Annotated in this window: 18 protein-coding genes; 13 read left to right on the forward strand and 5 right to left on the reverse strand. The window is 36.9% G+C overall.

Features of this window, described 5'->3' with window-relative positions; all coding sequences use genetic code 11:
* Positions 1–622 precede the first annotated feature (622 nt).
* Positions 623–1,999, reverse strand: coding sequence for a magnesium transporter (mgtE, locus tag ACFIME_RS00730; protein WP_375684355.1), 1,377 nt, complete (start codon positions 1,997–1,999; stop codon positions 623–625).
* A 550-nt stretch (positions 2,000–2,549) separates the two neighbouring features.
* Between mgtE and ACFIME_RS00735 the strand changes: the two genes are divergently transcribed.
* On the forward strand, positions 2,550–4,574 hold the full coding sequence (locus ACFIME_RS00735) for a M3 family metallopeptidase (protein WP_375684356.1): 2,025 nt from the start codon (positions 2,550–2,552) through the stop codon (positions 4,572–4,574).
* Between the two features lie 162 nt (positions 4,575–4,736).
* On the opposite strand, the gene ACFIME_RS00740 is transcribed toward ACFIME_RS00735, so the two are convergent.
* Positions 4,737–5,813, reverse strand: a complete 1,077-nt coding sequence (locus ACFIME_RS00740; protein WP_375661935.1) for an SGNH family hydrolase — start codon at positions 5,811–5,813, stop codon at positions 4,737–4,739.
* 14 nt (positions 5,814–5,827) lie between these two features.
* Positions 5,828–7,081 (reverse strand): lytic murein transglycosylase, encoded by a 1,254-nt coding sequence (locus tag ACFIME_RS00745; protein WP_375661934.1) that lies wholly within the window; start codon positions 7,079–7,081, stop codon positions 5,828–5,830.
* Positions 7,082–7,347: 266 nt separating this feature from the next.
* Here ACFIME_RS00745 and ACFIME_RS00750 point away from each other — a divergent pair, with 266 nt between their 5' ends.
* Together ACFIME_RS00750 and ACFIME_RS00755 are read left to right on the forward strand one after the other, a co-directional pair.
* The gene (locus ACFIME_RS00750) at positions 7,348–8,238 is read left to right on the forward strand and encodes a UTP--glucose-1-phosphate uridylyltransferase (protein ID WP_375661933.1); all 891 of its coding nucleotides are present in this window, start codon (positions 7,348–7,350) and stop codon (positions 8,236–8,238) included.
* A gap of 39 nt (positions 8,239–8,277) precedes the next feature.
* Positions 8,278–9,270 (forward strand): SIS domain-containing protein, encoded by a 993-nt coding sequence (locus ACFIME_RS00755; RefSeq protein WP_375661932.1) that lies wholly within the window; start codon positions 8,278–8,280, stop codon positions 9,268–9,270.
* 274 nt (positions 9,271–9,544) lie between these two features.
* Here ACFIME_RS00755 and ACFIME_RS00760 read toward each other — a convergent pair whose 3' ends face one another.
* Positions 9,545–9,904 (reverse strand): hypothetical protein, encoded by a 360-nt coding sequence (locus ACFIME_RS00760; protein ID WP_375618071.1) that lies wholly within the window; start codon positions 9,902–9,904, stop codon positions 9,545–9,547.
* A gap of 253 nt (positions 9,905–10,157) precedes the next feature.
* Between ACFIME_RS00760 and ACFIME_RS00765 the strand changes: the two genes are divergently transcribed.
* The 3 genes from ACFIME_RS00765 (at position 10,158) to guaB (ending at position 15,168) form a co-directional block, all read left to right on the forward strand.
* A complete protein-coding gene (locus tag ACFIME_RS00765; protein WP_375655127.1) occupies positions 10,158–11,543 on the forward strand; it encodes a sigma-54-dependent transcriptional regulator in 1,386 nt (461 codons plus the stop codon).
* A 403-nt stretch (positions 11,544–11,946) separates the two neighbouring features.
* Positions 11,947–13,518: a phospholipase D family protein gene (locus ACFIME_RS00770; protein WP_375633928.1), complete on the forward strand. Its 1,572-nt coding sequence runs from the start codon at positions 11,947–11,949 to the stop codon at positions 13,516–13,518.
* Positions 13,519–13,668: 150 nt separating this feature from the next.
* Positions 13,669–15,168 (forward strand): IMP dehydrogenase, encoded by a 1,500-nt coding sequence (guaB, locus tag ACFIME_RS00775; protein ID WP_375684357.1) that lies wholly within the window; start codon positions 13,669–13,671, stop codon positions 15,166–15,168.
* Positions 15,169–15,347: 179 nt separating this feature from the next.
* On the opposite strand, the gene ACFIME_RS00780 is transcribed toward guaB, so the two are convergent.
* Positions 15,348–15,494, reverse strand: coding sequence for a hypothetical protein (locus ACFIME_RS00780; RefSeq protein ID WP_273722522.1), 147 nt, complete (start codon positions 15,492–15,494; stop codon positions 15,348–15,350).
* A 519-nt stretch (positions 15,495–16,013) separates the two neighbouring features.
* Here ACFIME_RS00780 and ACFIME_RS00785 point away from each other — a divergent pair.
* From ACFIME_RS00785 to ACFIME_RS00815, 7 genes are all read left to right on the forward strand, one after another.
* Positions 16,014–17,300 (forward strand): RsmB/NOP family class I SAM-dependent RNA methyltransferase, encoded by a 1,287-nt coding sequence (locus ACFIME_RS00785; RefSeq protein ID WP_375661931.1) that lies wholly within the window; start codon positions 16,014–16,016, stop codon positions 17,298–17,300.
* A 132-nt stretch (positions 17,301–17,432) separates the two neighbouring features.
* Positions 17,433–18,989 (forward strand): glutamine-hydrolyzing GMP synthase, encoded by a 1,557-nt coding sequence (gene guaA, locus ACFIME_RS00790; RefSeq protein WP_375634023.1) that lies wholly within the window; start codon positions 17,433–17,435, stop codon positions 18,987–18,989.
* A gap of 169 nt (positions 18,990–19,158) precedes the next feature.
* The gene (locus ACFIME_RS00795) at positions 19,159–19,881 is read left to right on the forward strand and encodes a glycerophosphodiester phosphodiesterase (protein ID WP_375611843.1); all 723 of its coding nucleotides are present in this window, start codon (positions 19,159–19,161) and stop codon (positions 19,879–19,881) included.
* Between the two features lie 964 nt (positions 19,882–20,845).
* The gene (gene ugpB / locus ACFIME_RS00800; RefSeq protein ID WP_375633933.1) at positions 20,846–22,180 is read left to right on the forward strand and encodes a sn-glycerol-3-phosphate ABC transporter substrate-binding protein UgpB; all 1,335 of its coding nucleotides are present in this window, start codon (positions 20,846–20,848) and stop codon (positions 22,178–22,180) included.
* Positions 22,181–22,274: 94 nt separating this feature from the next.
* On the forward strand, positions 22,275–23,159 hold the full coding sequence (gene ugpA, locus ACFIME_RS00805) for a sn-glycerol-3-phosphate ABC transporter permease UgpA (protein WP_375621175.1): 885 nt from the start codon (positions 22,275–22,277) through the stop codon (positions 23,157–23,159).
* A 10-nt stretch (positions 23,160–23,169) separates the two neighbouring features.
* Positions 23,170–24,021, forward strand: a complete 852-nt coding sequence (gene ugpE, locus ACFIME_RS00810) for a sn-glycerol-3-phosphate ABC transporter permease UgpE (RefSeq protein WP_375633937.1) — start codon at positions 23,170–23,172, stop codon at positions 24,019–24,021.
* 2 nt (positions 24,022–24,023) lie between these two features.
* Entirely contained in the window at positions 24,024–25,070 is a 1,047-nt protein-coding gene (locus ACFIME_RS00815) for a sn-glycerol-3-phosphate import ATP-binding protein UgpC (protein ID WP_375634596.1), read from the forward strand.
* Positions 25,071–25,495 lie beyond the last annotated feature (425 nt).

The following is a 25,495-nucleotide window of genomic DNA, read 5'->3' on the forward strand; positions in this document are numbered from 1 at the left end:
GTTAATCCAATTTATAATTTCAAAAGCATCTAAAGTAATATCTTTTAAACCATGGAGATAGTGCATTGCCTTACACTTTTGTTAATTGCACTCTCTAATAGGAGTATGCTTTTCATGCCAAACAGAACACTTTAAACAGAATATACTTTTTGATGCATATTCATGTACTTAAGAGAGATTGCTTAACGTACACTACATCCATTCCATGATAGGGCTCATAAATAATATAGCATACGCGAATAGTATACTATTAACGCCTTTGTGAAAAAATATAAAGCCTGTTGAGTATCATCATTATTATTCTTTCTCAGCTGTCAATATTGCGCCAGTTTTTGATACGAGAGAGAGAGGATATAAGAAGTATTTTATTTTTTCTTGAATAGTTTTTAGCCATACACCGATCTCGTTTGTGACTGGCAAGAAGATGACTTTAATCGATTTAATATGAGAAGCTTTATGATGAGGTAAAATTACGTTATTCGGAGCTGTTATTCAAAAAAATAATAAATTATCTATAGAGCGGTGCGCTAGAAAATAAATAATAAAGCTTATTCTCTTATGGAAAGAATCTTAGGTTACATGACAAGATTTTTCCATAAGTAAGAGTTTTTACTTTACATGTTTAAAGAAGAGTTCCTGACAAAATGAGAGAAGCTACAGAAAAGTAGATTATAATGCCCATGACATCTACTAAAGTTGCCACAAAAGGAGCAGAAGCACTTGCTGGATCAAATTTTAAACCTTTAAGAATAAAAGGCAACATAGATCCAGAAAGAGAACCAAAGGTAACGATTCCAACTAAAGCTGTACCCACTGTTGTCGAAATAGCAATCCAATGTTGGCCATAGTCGTAGATACCCAGTTTTTGCCAAAGAGCAATGCGCGTAACACCAATAATTCCTAGTAAGAGACCAAGGGATAGTCCTGTTGGAATTTCACGAATGATCACTTTCCACCAGTCTTTCAACGTGAGTTCACGTAAAGCCAATGCACGGATAATAAGGGATGTAGCCTGTGAGCCGGAATTTCCTCCTGAGCTCATAATGAGAGGTATGAACAGTGTAAGAATAATCGCTTTTTCGAGTTCTGTTTCGAAATGTTGCATAGCGCTTGCTGTCAGCATTTCACCGATAAAGAGTAAAGCGAGCCAGCCTCCGCGTTTTTTCATCATTTCAGGAAACTTAATTTGCATATAGGGCTTATTAAGTGCTTCCATACCCCCAAATTTATAGGCATCTTCATTCATTTCATCGACCATAGTATCAAGCACGTCATCAACGGTTACAATGCCAATGACATGGTTACTTTCATCAACTACAGGCACAGAGAGAAGATCATGGCGCTGGAAAAGGCGTGCGATATCTTCATGATGTGTGAAAGGTGATATTGTAATGGGCGAGTCATGGGTAGGGACATTAAGAATTTGTTCATCAGGTGAGGCAAGAATAAGGTTACGCAGGGAAACAGCTTTGAGAAGAGTACCTGTTTTGGGATCAATTACATAGCTGGTATAAACTGTTTCACGTGTTCGCTCGACCTCACGAATGTGATCCAAAGTTTTTTGTATGGTCCAGTTTGAAGGAACGGCTATAAACTCTGTTGTCATCAGTGCTCCTGCTGTATGATCAGGATAACTGGTGAGTTTTTTAAGTTCAGCGCGCGTTAAGGGGTTAAGCAAGGCATAAAGTCGTGTACGGGTTTCCTTATCCATTTCTTGAAAGACGTCTGCAGCAGCATCGGCAGACATGCCATCAAGAATTTCAACAGCACGATTTATAGGGAGAAGTTCTAGGATGGCAGCAGGTTGCTCAAGCTCTGGTTTATCAAAAAGTTCGATAACATAATCAAGAGGCAGAAGACTAAGAATAGTTACACGTTCCATGATATCGAGCTCATTGATGATATCAATAGAGTCTGCAAAATGCTGGTTCTTTAACTTTTCAGCGAGAGCTTCAGGAGAAAAATTTTTGAAGTCGAAGGCCGTTTTGATTTCAGTCATGATAAAGTACCTCCTGAAGAGTTGGAGAGTTGTAAATCTAGATAATAGATGAGATAAAAACAAAAGTTTATGGAAGATTTTAAAAAAACTCCCCAGCTATATTCCCAATTGTTAATATTTGAAGTAAAGTCAAGGGTAAATTATAAGTTATAAACAAGTTTCTGAATCACTAAAACGAGAATACAGCTTAATTTGAGGATAATATAAAAACGTAAATGTAAAAATCAGTTCTGATTTTACCATCATTTCTTTAATGCAGTTTGCGATTTTCAAAAGAATCTACAGCAATATTTTATAAAGAGTGGAGATTATGCTTTTCTCCAAGTGTTTTTGTTAATATGCAATTCTATTGTGATGTGCGAGCGAATAATCTTTATTGCTTCAATATAATATGGTTTGAAATGGAAGAGCTTTACGATTTTCAGGTTTTTTATTCAATAGCGTTTTGAAAGGTAGTTTTGAAACTCACGAAATAGTTTTAGTATGTTATCAATTTGTGTCGTAAAGATAATTGTTACAGTTTAAATTTATAATGGAGACATAAAGTATTATGACAAAAGCAGCAGTGCTGGACTGGAAGGGATTTTCAGGTCTTCCTGATTTTTCTTCTATAAGTGACGAAGATTTTAAACCCGCTTTTGAACAGGCACTTCAAGAAGCAGAAGAAGAACTAGAGGCAATTGCGATGGTGCAAGAACCACCAACGCTTGAGAATTTTTTGCAGCCTTTTGAGCTTTGCGGCAAAGCGCTTGATCGTGTCTGTTCAATATTTTTCTTACGCACCAGTGCTCATACGAATGTATTAATTCAACAGCTAGAGCAAGAGTTTGTTGTAAAACTTTCTCATTATTCTTCAAAAATGATGATGGATGCGCGGATATTTGCGAAAATAGATGTACTTTATAAACAGTCGCAGCTGGGCACATTTGAGAGTGAAACAACACGTGTTCTTGAATTATGGTGGAAAAAGTTTGTTTGTCATGGGGCAAAACTCGATGAAAAAGCTAAGAAACGGCTTTTGGAAATTAATGAAAGACTTGCTTTTTTAAATGCTACTTTTGGACAAAATGTCTTAAATGATGAAGCTGGATGGATTCTGTTTTTAAAACAAACAGACTTATCTGGTTTACCGCAAGATCTCATTGCTTCAATGAAGGAAATTGCGTGTGAAAGAGGCAATGAAGAAGCGTATGCATTAACACTAGCACGTTCGATTGTTGAACCTTTTTTAAAATTCTCTGATCGTCGTGATTTGCGTGAGGTTGCATTCCAAGCTTGGGCTAAACGTGGTGAAAATAATAACAAGAATGATAATAAAACAATTATTGTAGAGATTGTTGCGCTTCGAGATGAGCAGGCTAAATTATTGGGATATAAATCTTTCGCAGATTTGAAGCTCGATAATACTATGGCTAAAAGTGTTGATTCCGTTATGGATTTGCTTATGCCTGTATGGAAGCGCGCAAGAGCGAAAGCTTCTACTGAGCAAATTGACTTACAAAATTTTGCCAACAATCAGGGCAGCAATGAATCTTTAGCTGCTTGGGATTGGCGTTATTATGCTGAAAAGCTTCGCACTGAAAAACTTTCTTTCGATAGCGCTGAGATTAAATATTATTTTCAGCTTGATCTTATGATTAAAGCGGCTTTTGGGGTAGCCGAAAAACTCTTTAGCATTACATTTGAAGAAAAAAACGCTGTTACACTTTGGCATCCTGATGCACGTTTGTGGGAAGTAAAAAAGTCTGATGGAAGTCTACTTGGGCATTTTATTGGTGATTATTTTGCACGTTCGTCAAAACGCTCCGGTGCGTGGATGAGTAGTTTGCAATCACAACATAAATTGGATGGCGGACAAAAGCCTATTATCTACAATGTTTGTAATTTTGCTAAACCACCTAAAGGGGAAGTTGCTCTTTTATCACTTGATGATGCACGTACGCTTTTCCACGAATTTGGACATGCATTGCATGGTTTGCTTTCTGATGTCACATGGCCATCTGTGTCGGGAACATCTGTTTCACGTGATTTTGTTGAGCTACCTTCTCAACTTTACGAACATTGGTTAACAGTACCAGAGATATTAAAATCTTATGCTATACATACAAAAACAGGCCATCCTATGCCACAAGAGTTGATAGATAAAGTCTTAGTAGCACAGACATTTAATGCAGGATTTTCTGCCGTTGAATTTATCTCATCAGCTTTAGTGGATATGGCTTTTCATCAAGGCGAAACAGTCACTGATCCAACAGTGTTTGAACGCCAAGAATTAGAAAAGCTGCAAATGCCTGATACAATTATTATGCGTCATCGTCCCCCACATTTTATGCACGTGTTTGCGGGGGATGGTTATGCATCTGGTTACTATTCTTATATGTGGTCGGAAGTCCTTGATGCTGATGCTTTTCAAGCTTTTGAAGAAACGGGAGATGTTTTTAATTCAGAGCTTGCTGATAAGTTGAAACGTTTTATTTACTCCGCTGGAGGAAGTCGTGATCCAGAGGAGCTTTATAAAGCTTTTCGGGGACGAATGCCTTTACCAGAGGCAATGATTAACAAACGTGGACTATAAGATATAACGGTATGGTTAACACCATGCCGTTTTCATATTATTCGAAAGGTGCAGTTGCGATTTATGCAAATTTTCTCTTCATTATAGCTCTGTAAACAGAGTTTTTTATCTTATTCACTTTTTGTTTATAGAGGAAAATAGATTTTGTATTTTAAATAGACATTATGGGAAAGAAAAATTATCAGCTCGATCTTTTTGATGCCCATTTGGTGGAAACCATGATTTTTTTATAAAACTTGACTTTCTTTTGCCTAAAAGGTGAGTGTTTTTTTGTGCCATATCATCGAGGCTCATTGGAGGCTGACGCATAATTTTACTCCGCTCTTGATTCTCTGATTCTTGTATAAGTTTTTGAATAACTTGATCGGTTGAGTAAGAATTTTCATGAGAAAAGGCATAAAAATTTGAAATATTTTTCAATGGTTTTTCTAAATAAGAGGCAAGTTTTTTCTTTCCTTCAGGGGTGAAATGCATGCCATTATTGGTGCGTAATTTGGTTATTTTTCCATTAATATCATAGCCTGAAAAAGAAAAATTTCCTTCTTCATCACTAAAGCCGCTCCAGATATCGAGAAAATACCCTCCTGCTGTTTCTGTTTCTTGTTTATAGAGCGCATTAAAAATTTTCATTTTTTGTGTCAAAAGGTCATTTTCAAAAGAAGGTTGACCTATCCATATCCATGATTTTCCAGAGGCGTGAAGACTTTCAGTAATTTCGATAATTCTTTGTTTGTAGATGCGCATCCATTCTGACTGATCTGTGTTAATCATGTTATGAGAGTCTGTGATGGGTTGATTATCATTTGCACCGATCATCATGATAATAACATCGGGGCTATTTTGGTCAATGAGTTTAGAAATATTGCTTTGCCAAGAATAATAATCCGTTCGAACTAAGCCGGAAGCTGGCATTGTGTTGTTCATGATAACGATATCGCTATTATTTATAAAAAATTTCTTAAGTGCATCAGCAACAGCAGAAGCTGCAAAATCCCCTATGACAAGAATGCGCTTTGCATTCTCATTTTTTAGCTTTTGTATGTTTTTTTGTGTTACGATCTTTTTTTGCGGCTTGTCTATTTTTTGTTCTATAATTTGCGGTGGCTGCTGTGTCTGTTTGTTTTGTTGTGACAACCATTTGAAGAAGTTCGTTGCTTTACTTGGGGATGGCTGTAAGATTCCCACAATAGAAAGTGAAAACAGCAATAATGTCAAGTATATCAGGCGAGAAAGAGACAAAACCTTATTCTCCATTATTGTTTGCGAAGGAGAAAAAGCACTTGAGATGATGGATATCCATTTGCTTTTAGTCCGTGACGGAGTTGAAAAGCTTTAATTGCTTCGCGAGAGGCTGTTCCGATTTTTCCATCAACATTCCCTTTATAATAGCCCAGTGTCTTTAAGCGCGATTGCAGTTCTTTACATTCTTGGAAAGTAATAGATTGAAAAGGTCTTTGCCAATTATGCACCAATCCAGGATGTCCAGCGATGCGATCAGCAAGAAGGCCAACAGCAAATGCATAACGATCTGCATTATTATAATGTTTCAGAACAAAGAAATTTTTTGTGACTAAAAATATAGGTCCTTTTGCTCCATCTGGATATTTTAATATTGCTTGTTCAGCTAATGTAGGAAGAGGATGCCCATTTGCGTGTTTTACACCTAATTTTTTCCATTGTTCAAAGGAATACCAGCCTTCAGGAAGGTTTTTCCCCTGCGGCACTTTTACCTCTACTCCCCAAATAAGATTAGGTTGCCAGCCATTTTTGTGGAGAAGGTTAGCTGCAGTAGCCAGAGCATCTGGAACAGAGTTCCAGATATCACGCCGTCCATCTTGGTCCATATCAACTGCATAGGTGAGATAACTGCTTGGAATAAATTGTGTATGCCCCAATGCACCGGCCCAAGATCCTGTGAGTTGAGAGCGTTTAATTTCGCCACTTTGTAGAATTTTCATAGCAGCAATCAGCTGTGTATATGCATATTTTCCACGTTTTTTATCAGCATAGGCTAAAGTTGCAAGAGAGCGAATGGTATCACGCATTACACTTTTATTGGCTAAAACCTTCCCATAGTTGCTTTCCATTGACCAAATAGCAAGCAGAATATTGCGGTCAACACCAAAACGTTTTTCAATTTGAAGAAGCCATTTGTTCCATTTTTGAGTTTGGCGCCGTCCTTCCTCAATTGCAATATCATGGACACGATTATCGAAATAGTTCCATGAAGGAGCAACAAATTCCGGTTGGTATGCGGCGCTTTTTAGAACTTCTGGATCAATGGCATTAACACCTTTAAACGCCATATGAAACGTAGAAGGGGTAATATTGTGAGCAATAGCTATTTTTTTAAATTCTTTAATCCAGTGTTTAAATCCGCTATCAGCATATGAAAGGGATATAAAAAACATAAAAAAAGCAGAAAAAATAACGGCAGAGACAGTGAAAAGAGTTCTCCAAGTTATTGACTCCTCTAAAAAGAGATTCTTCAATTCTGTTTTTTGCATTTTGAAATCCCCATTAATATTCAATTCATTAGATGTGCAATAACTTTATTTTGTATTTAGTTTAATCGATAATATGATCAAGAAGAGGAAAAAACTGAAATAAATAATTCGTTTTAATCCTTTCAATAAATTCTCAGACTCTTTTTACATTTTTGATTGCCCATTATAATGATAATCAAAACAATAAGATATCTTTTTTACCATTTCGTAAAAACATATGATAAATAAAACAAAAAAGTTATATGAATTCATTGAGGAGGGTGAGTGTGCGTAAAATCCGGAAAGCAGTATTCCCAGTAGCAGGTCTTGGTACGCGTTTCCTTCCTGCGACAAAAACGATTCCTAAAGAAATGCTAACAGTTGTTGATAAACCTGTTATTCAATATGTTGTGGATGAGGCGAGGGAAGCTGGTATTGAGCATTTTATTTTTGTGACTGGACGTAACAAAGCAGTCATTGAGGATTATTTTGATGCGCAAGTTGAATTATACACGACACTTGCTGAATGTGGAAAGAAAGAAGATCTTGCACACTTATACCGTTTACAGCCATTACCAGGGTCAACTTCTTTCACTCGGCAACAGCAACCTTTGGGATTAGGGCATGCTCTTTGGTGTGCGCGTGAATTAGTTGCAGGGGAACCTTTTGCTTTATTATTACCCGATATGTTGATACAGGCGAAAAAGGGCTGTCTTTCTGAAATGATGAGCCTTTATGAAAAGGTGGGTGGGGGAAATATTATAGCAGTTCAGGAATGCGATCCTAGAGAAACACATAAATATGGTATTGTTGGGAAAGGCAAACAGATTGCAAATGGTTTTGAAATCACAAAAATGGTAGAGAAACCAGTACAAGGAACGGCACCATCAAATTTGTACATCAATGGACGTTATATTTTGCAGCCAGAAATTTTTAATATTCTTTCCACTCAAGAACGGGGAACAGGAAATGAAATTCAATTAACAGATGCTATGATACGGCTTTCAAATGAGCAAGATTTTTGGGGTTTGCAAGTAAAAGGGCGCACTTTTGATTGCGGTTCTAAAGCTGGTTTTATTGAAGCCAACGTTGCATTTTCTTTGGCACGCGCTGATATGCACAGCCACGTTTCTACTTCATTGAAAAATTTACTAGAAACCATTAATGTTGAAAAGTGATATAGATCTCTCACTTAATTTTATTGATCGAATTTGATTATGACAATACCGTCTCCTCATATGGCTTTGCAAGGTGCAGTTGCATCAGCGCTTAAAACACTTGCTAGTGAAAAGCAGGGGCTTGAAGCCCTTGAAAAAGCTCTTCTGGAAAGTCTTTCTTCTTCTTTTGAAGCGGCTGTTCAAACTATTAGAAATGCTTGTGGACATGTGGTCATTACTGGTCTTGGAAAAAGTGGTCATATAGGGACAAAAATTGCAGCAACCTTAGCCTCAACTGGAACACCTGCCTTTTTTGTGCACGCTGCAGAAGCCAATCATGGTGATCTTGGTATGATTGGTTCTGATGACGTTATTCTTGCTTTATCATGGTCTGGTGAAACTCAAGAGTTAAGTGGTATTATGAGTTATGCGGCGCGTTTTCGTATTCCTCTTATTGCGATGACATCAAGTAAGCACTCTGTGTTAGGACGACAAGCTGATATTGTGCTATTATTACCAAAGATAGAAGAGGCTTGCCCCCATGGTTTAGCCCCTACAACTTCAACAATTATGCAATTGGCAATGGGAGATGCATTAGCGGTTTCTCTTTTAGAAATGCGTGGTTTTACCGCAACGGATTTCAAAATATATCATCCTGGTGGCTCTCTTGGTGCAAGCCTTAAATACGTGTGTGATATTATGCATGAGGGTGATAATATTCCTTTGGTTATGCAGGGAACAGCTATGACTGAAGCGATGAATGTTTTGGTGGAAAAACATTTTGGTTGTGTTGGTGTTGTGAATCAAGAAGGTGAACTAATCGGAATTGTAACTGATGGCGATCTTGCACGTAACATTCATTTTAATTTATCAAAATTTAATGTTGACGAGGTGATGACCAAAGCTCCTAAAGTTGTAAAGCCAAATACACTTGTTGGTGCAGCAACAGCTTTTATTAATGATCATCAGATTGGTGCATTTTTTGTGGTTGAAGATAAAAAACCGATAGGAATTGTTCATTTTCATGATCTTTTGCGCATTGGCGCTGCTTAGATTAAGCTTCCCTATCAAATAAAATGTTATAGGTTGAAATAGATTGAATGATACAAAGTTACAATTTTATTGTGAGGTGGCTTTATTGATATTTTGTGGAAGAAAATGATTATTTTACGCATTTCATAATGTTTAAAAAATTCTCAGGGGCTAGATTATACTAGCCTCTTTGCGTATTTTAGAGAGGATTTTCTATCAGGAGGAGAAAGGATATCGCCTTCTGCTTAATGTGTGTGCTCCCTCTGTTCTTAAGAGAGGTTTCCCTTGTACTTTGTTAAGATTTCCGCTTAAGGAAAAACTGTGCTCCTGTATGTGAGGTGCAGAGAAGTTGTGTGGCGTCATATGACATTGTACAATTGACTCTAGAAATTGTTCCACGGAGAATAGAGCGTATTTCAATTTCTATATTTTGGGCATTGAGATAATTATATGCTCCTTCTGATAGTTTTTCTTCTGTATCTGCTGCACGCGTTTCAAAAACACCATTGTGGAAAGAAGAAATAATACCATTCTCATCAACCCATTTTCCATCAATTCCAGTTGGCATATTTGAGTTATAATATCGCGAAAAGTTACAGGCACTTAACAGCAAGGCGGTAATTGTAAGACATAAAATATGATAGGGATGTTTCATTTATTGCACTCTATTTAGATTATTTTGCTCTCTAGTTTCTATAACATTATTAAATTACCCCATGAGTCAATATGAAAAATTTGATAAAAATCAATGAAAAAGCAAAAAAATGGAAAAAAATGCCTTAATGTTGTATTTAATTGACAGCTTGATGAAGTTCGTAAGTGAAACACAAGAGGTAAAATATTTCTTATGGTTTACAACAATTTTTATATTAAGCTGCTAAGTAGTCTCAAAGGAGATTATTGACATTATGGTTGGTCCCATTCTTGTTGCGAGTGAAGATTATGGAAGACGTATAGAACTTTCTTCTATGCTGCGAGGTTTTGGTTATCGTGTCATTGAAGCAGAAAATGGTCTCCGTACGATTGATCTTTTACACAGGCGTAAAAACATTGTGCTTGCACTCCTTGATGTTGTTATGAGTGATTTGAGTGTGAGCGATTTGATTAAAATGATTAGAGTTGCTGGTGTTTCTGTTCCTATTGTCGTTATAGCACAACAAGAGAATCAGCATTTACTCCAGAAAGCTTTAACAGCTGGAGCTATTGATTATTGGATCCATCCAGTAACATTATTACGCGTAAGAGTTACTTTGGATATCCTTGCTCTTATTTCTGCCTTGGAGCATGAGGTTCGAGATATTCGGCGAAAAAAAGAGAATCATTTACGGTTTTCTGATCTTTGCGTAAAAAGTAGAGCTATGCAGATAGTGTTAGAACAATCGAGACAAGCAGCAACTTCTTTACAGAATCTTTTGATAGAGGGGGAAGCTGGAACAGGACGTGAGACATTAGCTCGGATTATTCATCATGAGGGATTATTTTCGGAGGGTGTTTTTGTTCGCTTTCAATGTTCAGCCATCGTTGATCCAGAAGAAGAAAATCAGCAGTGGTTTAAAGAATTCCTACCATTGGTTTCTTCTCTTGAAAAAGGGACACTTTGCCTTTGTGATATTGATCGACTTGAGCCCATACAGCAAAAACGGTTTGCTCATTACCTTAAAGAAAGGGAAAGGGATACAAAAGGAGATTTTTTTCCTTTTCGGATCATCGCTATTTCAACATCGCGTTTAAAGGACTTGGTTAATGAGAACTTTTTTTTGCATAGTTTGTTTGAACAATTTTCTCACTTGTCTATTAGCGTCCCTGCTTTACGAGAATTAAGGGATGATTTTCCAGAGATCACACAACGTTTGATTGATCGCATTATCACAGAAACAGGGCGATCACATGTCCATGGTTTAGCAGGCTCTGCTCTTTCCTTGCTTATGCAGTATGATTGGCCTGGCAATAGAAATGAGCTTGAAACCTTTTTATTTCGTGCGATTTTACTCAGTGAAGGACCGTTATTAACTGTTCGAGATTTTCCGCAATTAATGGGAAATTCATTAATGAGTGTTCCCAATATCATTGAGGGTAATATGCAAGAAGATAATGAGCAAGAATCGATAAAATTTTTGAATACTGATGGGCATGTACGTACTTTTGCAGAGATGGAACATGATATTATAGAGAAAGCGATTAAACATTATAAAGGACATATGAGTGAGATTGCGCGCCGCCTTCATATTGGTCGCTCTACACTTTATAGAAAAATGGAAGAATTGAGAGCAATAAGAAATCAAGAACGAAAGTAAAATTCATAACAAATTTCTCTTCATGACAAGCATGCGTTTCAAAAAAATAGAGTGGATTTTGATAAATTCCGTGGAGGAAGCTTAAGAAAACAATCATTTATTGTAAAATTTATCTATAGAGGATGATTTTGTAGATTTAAATCAAATATAAATTTTATGTGACTATTTTAATCGTTTGTTTCAATTTATACAATTTTAGTTAAGTTTACATTTATTAAAACAGAGAAGCATTTTTAAAAACTTTTAAATACTACCGCTAAAATTTTTGTATCATCAATATTAAATTTATACTCTCTTAAGCAAGAAGTGGCATTTTATCTGCTATACGATTAAGATAAAGTGATTAGTGTTATCGTTTGCATTACTGATGATGTGATAGTTTAAAATAGAAAGTTTACCCTCTTTGACTCTTTTACAGATTGTTATTGGTTTTGTCCTCTTTTTTTTTATTGCATCTATGTTGGCAATCTACACCTATGGGCGTTTTGTGAAAAATGCTAGGGGGCAATGTTCTTATGCGTTACCTATTCAGAAAGATGAAACTAAGCTTGATCGTATCGTCAGTCAATTAGCTGAGGAAGAAAATGGATTGGGGATTGATAAAGATGCCCTTTCCCTCATTATCAGCAATTTGGATGCGTTTTGTGTTCGTGCAATAGGAGCTGCAGAGGCTGGGCGTAGCCTTGATCTGATGTATTATATTTGGGATGATGATTTAACGGGGCGCCTATTATTAAGTGAAATAGTTGAGGCAGCTGATCGAGGGGTTCGGGTACGGCTTCTTTTGGATGATATTAATGCTCAGGCACGTGATCCAGCTTATATTGCGCTAGATAGACATCCTCATATTGAGGTGAGAATGTTTAATCCAGGGCGATCGCGTAAAGGTGGTTTACGCCGTGGTTTAGAAATTATATTACGGGCAATTACTGTAACACGTAGAATGCATAATAAAGCTTTTATTGTTGATGGCAGGGTCGCTTTTGTAGGAGGACGTAATCTTGCAGATTCTTATTTTGATGCTGGTAAAGAATCCCATTTTCGAGATTTAGATTTGATGTTAATCGGTCCTTCTGTTAAAAAGGTAGAAAGTATCTTTGATGATTTTTGGAATAGTGCTGTTGTTTTGCCAATTCATACTTTAGTTGTTCCTAAAAGCGCAAGTGATCTTAGCTATTGGAAAGATAAATTACGAAAGTTTCGTGATTCCAAGGTTGCAAAAGTTTATTTAGATTATGTCAAAGAGCACATTAACTTTAATTGTTTTATCCAAACAGGAAAGCGGTTATTTTTAGCAGACAAAGTTGTTGTTCTTTCTGACCCTCCAGAAAAAGCATTGCGTAAAAAAGCAAGCAATTGGCTTATGAAGGCACTTTCAAAGGTTATTGGAAATGCCAAAAAAACGGTTCAGATTACGTCACCTTATTTTGTTCCTGGTAAGGTTGGCACGCAGAATTTTAGTAATTTGGTTTCAAAGGGTGTTGATGTCAAAATTCTGACAAATTCTTTAGCTGCTACTGATGTAGCATTAGTGCATGGTGGTTATGTACCTTATCGTAAGGCATTGTTGAAAAGTGGTGTTAATCTTTATGAATTAAAAGCGGAAGGCAATACTCATGGGTTGCGATTGTTTCGATCGAGTAAGGCAAGTTTACATGCTAAAGCTTTTTTAATTGATCGTAAAACAGCTTTTATTGGATCTTTAAATTTTGATCCAAGATCAGCATCATTAAATACAGAAATGGGCATTCTTTTTGAATGTGCTCCCATTACAGCAAGATTAGATTTGTTGTTTTCTGAAGAAACCACAGGGGAAATGAGCTATCATCTGCGTCTTGGTGATAATAATCGTATTTATTGGGATTTTATTGAAAATGAAAAAAAATATAGCATTGACTATGAGCCAGAAAGTAATTTTTGGCGTCGCGCATTTGCAAAAATAATAAGTTGGTTACCTATTGAATCACAATTGTAAATTTTTATAAACCACACTTAAAAAAAATATTTATTTTTCTTTTCATTTTGTTTGTAGCATGGCATAATTTTTTGCCAATCTACCATGTATGAGAACCGCAGTTGTATTTTAAAGCTTCTTGCGGTGTTTTATTATAAAAGGAATTTTGATATGGCAAAGATTGTTGAAACGGGGACAGGTGCATTGGCACTGACTTTTGATGATGTACTTTTACAACCCGGTCATTCTCTTGTTATGCCTAGTCAAGTGGATCTCAGTACGCGCATTGCAGCGGATATTAAGCTCAATTTGCCATTGCTTTCTGCGGCAATGGATACGGTAACAGAATCGCGTTTGGCAATTGCTATGGCTCAAGCTGGTGGTCTTGGGGTTATTCATCGTAATATGTCTCCTGCAGAGCAGGCAGAAGAAGTTCGCCAAGTAAAAAAGTTTGAATCTGGTATGGTTGTTAATCCAGTCACCATTGGACCAGATGCAACACTTGAAGAAGCAAAATCTTTGATGCGCTCTCATGGTATTTCCGGTATTCCGGTTGTTGAAAATGGTGCTAAAGGTGAAACTGCTGGACGGCTTGTTGGCATTTTGACAAATAGGGATGTGCGTTTTGCATCGGATCCCAAACAAAAAATTTATGAATTAATGACGCATGAAAATTTAATCACAGTGCGTGAAAATGTTCAACTCAATGAAGCGAAGTATCTTTTACACCATCATCGTATTGAAAAATTATTAGTTGTGGATGAACAGAATCGTTGTGTCGGACTGATAACAGTTAAGGATATTGAAAAAGCAAAATTAAATCCAAACGCTGCCAAAGATTCACAAGGTCGCTTGCGTGTTGCAGCTGCAAGTAGTGTAGGGAACGATGGGTTTGAGCGGGCTGAACGATTAATTGATGCAGGCGTTGATATTCTAGTAATTGATACTGCACATGGACATTCTCAGCGTGTATTAGACACTGTTGAGCGTATTAAAAAAATGACGTTTTCTCCAGCTATTATTGCTGGTAATGTGGCGACTGCTCAAGCAACACAGGCTTTGATTGAAAGTGGTGCGGATGCTATAAAAGTTGGGATTGGTCCTGGTTCTATTTGCACAACGCGAATTGTTGCAGGTGTTGGTGTTCCTCAGCTTGCAGCCATTATGAATGCTGCAGAAGTTGCTGAAAAAGCGGGCATTCCCGTTATTGCTGATGGGGGGATAAAAGCTTCCGGTGATTTTGCTAAAGCCTTAGCAGGTGGGGCTTGTGCTGCTATGATTGGCTCTCTTTTAGCGGGTACAGAAGAAAGTCCTGGCGAAGTTTATCTTTATCAAGGACGATCCTTTAAAGCTTATCGCGGCATGGGATCTGTTGGTGCTATGGCACGAGGATCGGCAGATCGCTATTTTCAAGATGATGTTCGTGATGAACTTAAGTTAGTTCCTGAAGGTGTGGAGGGGCAGGTGGCTTACAAAGGTCCTATAGCATCAGTTCTACATCAGCTTGCTGGTGGACTTCGTGCTTCGATGGGGTATGTTGGAGCAAAAGATCTCGTAGAGTTTCGTGAAAAAGCAACGTTTGTACGTATTACGAATGCGGGACTCCATGAAAGTCATACGCATGATGTTTCTATCACACGAGAGAGTCCAAATTATCGTGGACCAGTTTAAAGATACAAGAGCCTAATATCATATTGCATAAATATAAAATTTTCCGAGAACAAGAAAGAGAGATTGCGCTTTTTTCTGTTTGTAATTTGGTGTAATAATCCCAAAAAGGAAAGAATTAGAGGTTAAAACTCTAATTCTTTCTGTTAAGACTATATGAAATAAGTTATATAAAATTAGAATTAACTTTTTGTTGTCTTCCGTCCAGTCTTTGACGCACGTTGGCGAGTGTTTGTCTGATCACTTTGGACGGATTTCTTTCCGTTGTTTGAGGGCATTGTATTATGACGGCTTTTAGACGAAGTTGTTTTTCCATTATTATAAGTCATTATTTTCTCCTTTAAAATTGTCTGGCAGTTGCCATTAGAGTAAAAACGGTCATGCCAAATAGTGGTTCCAAGCATTTTCTAAAAAGTTAATTTTTTGTTGAACGTAAGATGAACTTGTTTAATTTTATGAGAAGATTTTTTCTATTTTTTCAGAAGGATAGCCATATAAAGATGGGAGATATTTGATTTTTTTCTATTGTTCAGACAATCCTCGTAAATTTTATTTTACGCAAATAAATTAAAGAGTTTGGTTTTTTCGTAATGCATGGCGGAAATAAGTTCTTTATGGATGGCTACGTATCTTTTAGCATAAGAGGTAGAAGGATAAAAAGCGAATGGGCAGAAGATGAAAGGAAAAATTTAGATACTCTAAATTGGATCTTATAAAAAAGTATGATCAGATCATTTTAATATTGAATGTAAATTTTTTATGGCTTTGAGAAGGTTTCATTGGCAAGAAGGCGATAATATTATTTTTTTAGATGATTTAAAATTTTATTATTTTAATGGGAGAAATGAATGCGATTAGGTGGGCGTTTGCAAGCAGCAATAGATGTTCTCACAGAGATAGAAGTGAAGCATCGCCCAGTAGGAGAAGCTTTAAAGGATTGGGGTCTTTCTCATCGCTTTGCTGGAGCAGGTGATCGTGCAGCTATTGGTACAATCGTTTATGATGTTTTAAGACGACGTTATTCTTTACAATGGCGTATGGAGAGTGATGATATCCGAGATATCGTTTTTGGTGCCTTATTAGATTCTGAAAAAATGACGCTGGAGCAAATTGACGGTGAATTGGCAGAAGATCGGTTTGCACCGCAGTTATTAGGGGCTAAACAGCGTAAATCGTGGCAAGGTCAGCAATTAGTGGATGCTCCAGACTATATTCGTGGTGATATTCCGCAATGGTGTCAAGCGCATCTGCGTCCTTTATTTGGTGATAATTGGATCACTGAAGCGGCTGCGTTAGCAACGCGTCCTTCTTTAGACCTACGGGTAAATAACCTAAAGGCAACACCAGAAAAGGTGCTGAAAGAATTAGCAAAAACCAAACTTAAATCTTTTCCATGGTTTGGGCAAGCTTTAAGAATTGCACCGATTGAAAAGTTTAATCGTCATCCCAATGTTCAAGTGGAACCAGCTTTTCAAAAAGGACACTTTGAAATACAGGATTTAGGATCTCAAATTGTTGCTCACCTTGTGGAAGCGCAAGAGAGCATGCAGGTATTAGATTATTGTGCAGGTGCTGGGGGCAAAACATTAGCTTTAGCTTCCGATATGAACAATCGTGGGCAAATTTATGCTTATGATTTTGATAAAGCGCGCTTAGCTCCTATTTTTGATCGTCTTCGACGCGCTGGTGTTCGTAATGTACAAACACGAGCACAAAAAGAAGAATTGAAGCCATTAATAGGCCAGATGGATAGAGTTCTACTAGATGCACCATGTAGTGGGACAGGAACATGGCGTCGTCGTCCAGATGCGAAATGGCGTTTAACATTAGAACAGGTGAAACAACGCCAAACAGAACAGAGGGATATTTTGAATGAAGCGATAGCTTATCTTAAGCCAAATGGGCGCCTAATCTATATTACCTGTTCTCTTTTTACAGATGAAAATGAGGAACAAATTTCCCATTTCCTTCAACAACATTCTCATTTTTCTCCAATAGATATGCCAGCGCTTTGGCAGAAACATTTTAGTTTTTCTCCTGTGCAACCAGTTTTTTCAAATTATGGACTTACTTTGTCGCCGGCCACAACACAAACAGATGGGTTCTTTTTATCTGTGTTGCAAAAAAAACATTGATCCATATTCTTACACTTTTTATCATAAACTTTACGAGAATAATCTTTTTCTTAAGAAAACAGGCTTGTGAAAAGAGAAAGATTGAATCATAACTCTCATGAGTTTTCTTTTACAATTGTTGATTGGTTTTCTATGAGCATATCACATCCAGACACTGTTCTTATTATTGACTTTGGTTCACAAGTTACACAACTTATTGCACGACGGGTACGAGCAATGGGAGTGTATTGTGAAATTACTCCTTTTCAATTGGCTTTAGAAGCTGTGCGCCGCATAAATCCTAAAGCTATTATTTTATCAGGAAGTCCTTATTCCGTTATTGATGAGGGCTCTCCGCGTGCTCCAATGGAAATTTTTGAGGCGGGTGTTCCGATTTTGGGCATTTGCTATGGTGAACAAGTCATGTGTGTTCAGCTTGGAGGAAAGGTTGAAGCTGGACATGAGCGTGAATTTGGGCGTGCTTTTTTGGAAGTTCAAGAAGAGAGTGCCCTTTTTGATGGAGTGTGGGAAAAAGGTTCTCGTTATCAAGTATGGATGAGCCATGGTGACCGTGTGGCAGCTTTACCAGAAGGTTTTCGTGTCATAGGAACCTCAAAAGGAGCTCCCTATGCGGCTATTGCTGATGAGAAAAGATATTTTTATGCGGTACAGTTTCATCCTGAAGTTATCCATACACCGGATGGTACAAAACTTTTGCAAAATTTTGTTCATAAGATCTCTGCTATTAAAGGCAATTGGTCAATGGCTTCTTATCGTGAGCAGGCAATTGCTACGATACGACAAAAAGTTGGGAAAAGTCGTGTGATTTGTGGTCTTTCAGGGGGAGTGGATTCATCTGTTGTAGCGGTACTCCTTCATGAAGCCATAGGAGATCAACTGACATGCATTTTGGTAGACCATGGGCTGATGCGCAAGAATGAAGCTGAAGAAGTTCTCACGCTCTTTCGTGATCATTATAATATAGAGCTTATTCACGTTAATGCTGCCGATATATTTCTTAATGCTTTAGAAGGTGAGACAGATCCAGAAAAAAAGCGCAAAACGATTGGTCGCCTTTTTATTGAAGTTTTCGAAGAAGAAACTAAAAAAATAGGAGGTGCAGAGTTTTTAGCACAAGGAACACTTTATCCAGATGTTATTGAGAGTGTGTCTGCTATTGGTGAAACGGTAACCATTAAAAGCCATCATAATGTGGGGGGGCTACCAGAACAGATGAATATGAAACTTGTAGAACCGTTGCGTGAGCTCTTTAAGGATGAGGTTCGCTTGCTAGGGCGAGAGTTAGGATTACCGGAGCAGTTTATTGGTCGCCATCCTTTTCCAGGTCCCGGTCTTGCAATTCGCTGTCCAGGTACTGTGACCCGTGAAAAATTAGAAATTTTACGTGAAGCAGATGCTATCTACCTTGAGGAAATCCATAAAGCTGGTCTTTATGACGAAATTTGGCAAGCTTTTGCTGTTCTTCTTCCTGTTCAAACTGTTGGCGTGATGGGGGATGATCGCACTTATGAATTTGTTTGTGCTCTTCGCGCCGTCACATCTGTAGATGGAATGACTGCTGATTTTTATCCCTATGATATGGCGTTTTTAAGTAAGACAGCAGCACGTATTATTAACGAAGTTAGAGGGATTAATCGTGTTGTATATGATGTAACCTCAAAACCTCCTAGTACTATTGAATGGGAATAATTAAAATGAAGGATAAGTTTTTTAAGAATAAAATATGACTGAGGGTTTGATATTTGAGAAGTGTAGAAAAAATCATTTAAAAATGATTGTGTATTTTCATATGATATAAGCCTTTATCTGACAATCTGTACGTCAATATCGTTTAAAATTGAGAAGTGTGGGATTTTGCATGTCTGAGAAAAAAATTGTTGCACACCGTGGAGGAGCTCATCTTTATCCTGAAAATACCCTTTCGGCATTTAATAATGCTATAGCGTTAGGTGTTGATGAAGTTGAATGCGACGTTCATTTGCTAAAAAGCGGTGAAGTGGTTGTCTTTCACGACTTCCGTCTAGACCAATTGGTTGGAAAAAAGGGGTATATTCATGACATTGATAATGAAACACGCAAACAACTCTGCGTAAAAGGAAGCCAAGAAGCACCTCCCTTATTAGAAGAAGTGCTTGATCTTTTAGCACCAACGAATGTTGCATTGCATCTTGAAATCAAGACATGCGGTGAAGTGGAGCGCGAAACAATATTATCCCAAAAAGCGCTTGCGCTAATAAAAAGCCGAAATTTATCAGAACGGGTTTCTGCAATTAGTTTTGATCCTTTTATCCTTCGTCCTTTTATTGAAGCAGGAATACCATCTGGTCCATGTGTTGATAATTTTGAAGGTGATATGTACCGTCATTTTTCTGAATGGAAGCAATTAGGTTATTCTGACCTAAGTTTAGATGGCTCTATTGTTTCACAGAACTTTATTGAATCAGCTCTTGAGGCTGGTTTTACTGTAGGGGTATGGACAATTAATGGAAAAGCTCGGTTATCATATTGGCTTGATATGCCTGTACATTATATTACGACAGATCAACCTGATCTCGCATTGCAATTGTGTGCACAAAGGTAAAAATACATCAACACAAAAGGAACTATATATATTCATAAAGTTAGCGTAATGAAAGAAGAAAAATTATCTAATATATAACAATAATACATTGATTTATAATGATAATTAATATTTTACTCATGTGAGTAAGAGACCTTAATACGTAAGATTCTCTTATTTCAAATATTTTTACAATGAATCAATCAAAATCATTTGTTTGAACATTACAAGTAGGGTTGGTGTGTGGATAAAAAATGATTGAGAAAAGAATAAAAATATTCATTTAACGTATTTCAAATGCACGGCTTATTAAGCATTAGGGTCTCATATGATGATGTCGTTTTGCACTTTTATGAAGTGTAAAAATGATGGCATACAAAAAGTCTTATATACTTTAATGGAGAGGCTTTATGGCTTATTTTACAGGTTCTATCATGAAATGTAGATGTATTGAAAGATTTTTTAACAGCATGGAAATTGGTCATACAGTGTCATTTTGTTTTGCATGAGGGGTGTGATCTTGTTACAGGGAAAGAGACTATTAAGCGCTTCAAAATGATTTTCTTAATTTTAAAAAAATTCTATTTGTCTCTTCTTTAAATTCAGTAGCAACATCGTGTTAAAGTTATAAGCCGAAAGTTATAAGACAAATAATAAAGGAATAAACAATTCTTTTTAAAAAAGTAAATCCAGATATTAAAATAGTCATTGAATGATATTTACGATCCATATCTTTTTACCAAGTGACTTTGCTTATTTAAGCCATCTCACTTTTTTCAGATAGTTACAAACGCGTATTTCGTGAATATATAAGAAAGCTTATAAAAGAAAATAAATAAATTTAAATAAATTCATTTGACCTTTAGGTGGTTCCTGTTTAAATGAGAGAATATGTTTCTGAAATAAAACTGTCATAGCATGTTCATGTGTAATACTATAAATTTAGGGGGTAGTTTGTATTCCATCACTTCAGAAAGGGTGAAGCATGAGTCGTTTTTATCTTTCCATAGCGGCCACGGTTGCTATCATAATGTCCACAGCGGGGATGACAGAAAGTTTTGCACAGACAAAAATCAGCTTTTGGCATTCTATGAGTGGTGAATTAGGAAAGCAAACTGAAAGTCTCATTAACGATTTTAATGCAAGTCAATCTGAGTATAAAGTTGTTTCTTCATTTCGCGGTGAATATGAAGAGGGATTGATTTCACTCATTGCAGCATTTCGTGGAAAGAAACAGCCAGTACTTGCTCAAATTTATGACGTTGGTACTGGAACTATGATGGCTGCAAAAGGCGCAATCTACCCATTTTATCAACTTATGGCTGATACAAAACAAGAATTTGATCCTACAGATTATTTCCCTGTTATTAGTGGTTATTACTCCGATGAACAGGGACGTATCGTCTCTATGCCATTTAATATTTCAACACCCATCCTTTATTATAACAAAGATATCTTTAAAAAAGCAGGGCTTGATCCAGAACAGCCTCCTAGAACGTGGCAAGATATAGAAAACTTTTCCAAGAAAATTCTTGAGACTAAAGCGGCAAATTGTGGTTTTACAATGGCTTATGCCGCTCAATGGATCGGTATAGAAAATTTTTCAGCGTTGCATAATGTTCCTTTTGGAACGAAGGAAAATGGCTTTAAAGGACTTGATTCAGAACTTACATTTAATGGACCTTTACAAGTGCGTATGTGGGCTGACCTGAAAAAGTGGTCTGATCAAGGTATTTTCCGTTATGGTGGTCCAGCAGGTGCATTAGATTCAACACCAATGTTTATGGCACAAAATTGTGCAATTTTTATGCAATCTTCAGGATCACATGCTGGGATTGTTTCTGAAGCTCAGTTTAATGTGGGGGTTGGTATGCTACCGTACTATAAGGATACAGAAGGAGCACCACAAAATTCAGTTATTGGGGGAGCTTCTATTTGGGCGTTTAAGGGCCATACTCCAAAGGAATATGCAGGGGCAGCCGCTTTTCTTAAATTTCTTTCAAAAACAGAAAATCAAGCAAAATGGCATCAGGAAACAGGTTATCTCCCAACCACAAAAGCGACTTATGAATTGAGCAAAAAACAACATTTCTATGAAAAAACGCCAGGTGCGGATATAGCTATCAAACAGATTAATCTTAATCCACCAACAGTTAACTCAAAAGGGATAAGATTTGGTAATTTACCACAAATTCGTGCCATTCTTGATCAAGAGTTGGAAGCTGTTCTTAGTGGTTCAAAAACGCCGAAAGATGGTTTAGATGAGACCGTTGAACGTGGAAATAAACTCTTGCGTGAATTTGAAAGATCTAATCATTAATTTCGTTTTATTGTTAAACAAAAAAGACTCAACAAAAACGGTTGAGTCCTTTTTGTTTACTTTTTAAAGTCTCTACATTTAAAGAGCCCTACGAATGCAAGAAAAACATGCATATTTTAAAAATAGTCTACTTTCTTACGGACTGCTTTTTCCTCAGCTTCTTGTGACTTTTTTGTTTTTCTTTTGGCCTGCTGCTCAAGCAATAAAATCATCTTTTGAGCGTGAAGACCCTTTTGGCTTTACAACAACCTTTATTGGTTTTGAGAATTATCTAACCGTTCTTTCTGATCCTACATATCGGCAATCGCTTCTTACAACCGCAGTATTTTCCATCTCAGTTACTGTCGCTTCAATGACAATATCACTTCTCTTAGCTGTCTGTGTTGATCGTGTCATCCGTGCAAAAAAGGCTTATACAATGCTTTTGCTCTGGCCCTATGCTGTTGCTCCAGTATTGGCAGGTATATTGTGGCTGTTTATCTTTCATCCCACCATCGGAATTATCCCTTTTTTTCTCGAGAAAATAGGGGTGCTATGGAATTATCGTATTAATGGCACTCAAGCAATGATTCTTATTGTCATTGCGGCTAGTTGGAAACAAATTTCTTACAATTTTCTCTTTTTTCTTACAGGTCTTCAGTCTGTTCCGCGTTCTCAAATAGAAGCAGCCGCCATTGATGGTGCTGGTCCCTTTAAACGATTTTGGACAGTGGTTTTCCCGCAAATTTCACCAACGACGTTTTTCCTTCTTATTGTCAATGTCAATTATGTTATGTTTGATACTTTTGGTATTATTGATAATACAACTTCTGGAGGTCCTGCGCGTGCAACGAGCATCCTCGTCTATAAAGTATATGACGATGGCTTTAGAAATCAAATAATCGGTGCATCAGCAGCACAATCAACAATATTGATGTTGATGGTTATTGTCTTAACGTTTATCCAGTTTCGCTGGATTGAGCGCCGTGTACAATATTAGGAAACAAATTATGGTTGAAAATCGCCCTGTTTTGAAATTTCTAACCCATATTACTCTTATTGTTGGTATTATCATTATTTGCTTTCCAGTTTATGTTGCTATCATTGCATCAACTCATAGTTCAGCAGCATTTAACTCAGGAACACTTCCTCTTTTGCCTGGGAAATATGCTCTGGAAAATTATAAAACAATCTTTGGTGATGGCCTTGCACAGCTGGGTTTGCCCAACCTCTGGCCACTCTTAATGAATTCATTCATTATGGCTCTTGGGATTAGCGTTGGAAAAATTATTATTTCACTTTTGTCTGCTTATGCAATTATTTACATGCGCTTTCCCTTCCGAAAAACTGCTTTTGTTCTTATTTTTGTTACATTGATGCTCCCTGTCGAAGTTCGTATTCTTCCAACCTATGAGATTGTTGCGAAATTGGGGATGGTTAACACCTATAGTGGAATGATTATTCCACTTATTGCATCTGCAACCGCTACATTTTTATTTCGCCAGTTTTTTTTGACTGTTCCAGATGAACTCTTAGAGGCGGCACGTGTTGATGGTGCAGGTCCAGTTAAATTTTTTAAGGATATTCTTCTTCCTCTTAGTAAAAGTAATATCGCTGCTTTATTTATCATTATGTTCATTTATGGATGGATACAATATCTCTGGCCTCTTATCATCACAACGGATCAAAATCATCAAACGATCCTTATTATTTTAAAACAGCTTATTGTCGAATCACTTCAACATGATCCTCAATGGAATATACTCATGGCAGTATCGGTTGTTGCCATGGTTCCCCCTGTTCTTGTTGTTATCTTCATGCAGCGGCTTTTTATCAAAGGCCTTATTGAAACGGAGAAGTAATTGTGGCCATAATCCAGTTATCAAATATAAAAAAACAGTATGACAACGGCATTCTGGTCATTGATGATTTAAATTTAACTGTTGCCGATAAAGAACTTCTTGTTCTTGTCGGTCCTTCAGGGTGCGGAAAATCGACCTTATTACGTATTATAGCAGGACTTGAACAAGTTACTTCAGGTGAATTATGCATTGATAACGAATGTATCAATGATCGTGAACCAGCTGATCGTGATATCGCTATGGTTTTTCAAAATTATGCCCTTTATCCCCATATGACAGTTCGTGGAAACTTAGAATATGGTCTTAAAAATCGTAAAACTCCTAAAGAAGAAATTAAAAAACGTATCGCACATGCTGCAAAGCTTTTGGAGATAGAACCATTTCTTGATCGTAAACCACGACAATTATCAGGAGGACAACGTCAGCGTGTTGCAATGGGGCGTGTGATTGTACGTCAACCCCGTGTTTTTCTCTTTGATGAACCTCTTTCAAATCTTGATGCAAAATTACGGGCGCAAATGTGTATTGAAATAAAAACACTACAGCGTTCATTAGGAACAACGAGCCTCTATGTTACCCATGATCAACTAGAAGCTATGACATTAGCTGATAGAATAGTCGTTTTGAATAAAGGAGCTATCGAGCAAATTGGAACACCAATGGAAATTTACGATACTCCAGCAACAACATTTGTTGCTGATTTTATTGGTTCTCCTCCTATGAATTTTCTTGATCGCCATGTCTTAGAACAACATTTAGGGCATTCATTTTCTTATGGCGAAGAAACTGATCTTTTGGCATTCAGACCTGAAATAATCTTATTGGGACAACATCCAGATAAAGGGCCTGTCTTTCACACAAAAATTGAGCTTATCAAGCTTATTGGAACAGGTTGCCATGTTTTAACGCGTTGGAATGGTATCATCTTTACGATTGAAATAAAAGAACGCTTGACACAAGACTATGGTCAAAAACTAAGTTTCACAGTTGCTCATCAGAATTTTCATACTTTTAATAAAAACACAGGAAAGCGCACAAATAATAAGTAAGCATTACTTGATGTGACACGACTCTCTTTTATGCTGCGTCATGATAATGTTGTGTTTTGACTTTCTCGATTACATTTACAAACTCAGGTTGTAACCGATGGGATTAAAAACAAAATTTTAACAGTTTTGGTAATGATCCATTGTCCCATGGCGCTGAGAATGTCAAAACATTTATATGAAGAAATTTTGCATTTTCACGGTCTGTAAGAAGAATATAATTTTCAAACATCATTTTCATTATAAAAAAATATCAATATAGAATAAATCTTTATTAACCATATTTTTACTCATTTATAATTTTGTTATAAAAAAACATATTATAATATGTTTCTTGATGTAATAATTTATGTGTATTATAAAAGTAAATGAGAGAAATAGAGAGAAAAAATGAGTCACAGATAAGGGAGGATGCGCCCCATATCTTG

It is taken from the genome of Bartonella sp. AP1QHHD, from assembly GCF_042196265.1.
Lineage (GTDB): Bacteria > Pseudomonadota > Alphaproteobacteria > Rhizobiales > Rhizobiaceae > Bartonella.

Coding starts and splice junctions, on each gene's coding strand:
- ACFIME_RS00765 (WP_375655127.1), top strand. CDS start 10,158: ATGGTTGGTCCCATTCTTGTTGCGAGTGAAGATTATGGAAGACGTATA.
- ugpB (WP_375633933.1), top strand. CDS start 20,846: ATGAGTCGTTTTTATCTTTCCATAGCGGCCACGGTTGCTATCATAATG.
- ACFIME_RS00795 (WP_375611843.1), top strand. CDS start 19,159: ATGTCTGAGAAAAAAATTGTTGCACACCGTGGAGGAGCTCATCTTTAT.
- ACFIME_RS00760 (WP_375618071.1), bottom strand. CDS start 9,904: ATGAAACATCCCTATCATATTTTATGTCTTACAATTACCGCCTTGCTG.
- guaA (WP_375634023.1), top strand. CDS start 17,433: ATGAGCATATCACATCCAGACACTGTTCTTATTATTGACTTTGGTTCA.
- guaB (WP_375684357.1), top strand. CDS start 13,669: ATGGCAAAGATTGTTGAAACGGGGACAGGTGCATTGGCACTGACTTTT.
- ACFIME_RS00780 (WP_273722522.1), bottom strand. CDS start 15,494: ATGACTTATAATAATGGAAAAACAACTTCGTCTAAAAGCCGTCATAAT.
- ACFIME_RS00735 (WP_375684356.1), top strand. CDS start 2,550: ATGACAAAAGCAGCAGTGCTGGACTGGAAGGGATTTTCAGGTCTTCCT.
- ACFIME_RS00785 (WP_375661931.1), top strand. CDS start 16,014: ATGCGATTAGGTGGGCGTTTGCAAGCAGCAATAGATGTTCTCACAGAG.
- ugpA (WP_375621175.1), top strand. CDS start 22,275: ATGCAAGAAAAACATGCATATTTTAAAAATAGTCTACTTTCTTACGGA.
- ACFIME_RS00745 (WP_375661934.1), bottom strand. CDS start 7,081: ATGCAAAAAACAGAATTGAAGAATCTCTTTTTAGAGGAGTCAATAACT.
- ugpE (WP_375633937.1), top strand. CDS start 23,170: ATGGTTGAAAATCGCCCTGTTTTGAAATTTCTAACCCATATTACTCTT.
- ACFIME_RS00755 (WP_375661932.1), top strand. CDS start 8,278: ATGACAATACCGTCTCCTCATATGGCTTTGCAAGGTGCAGTTGCATCA.
- mgtE (WP_375684355.1), bottom strand. CDS start 1,999: ATGACTGAAATCAAAACGGCCTTCGACTTCAAAAATTTTTCTCCTGAA.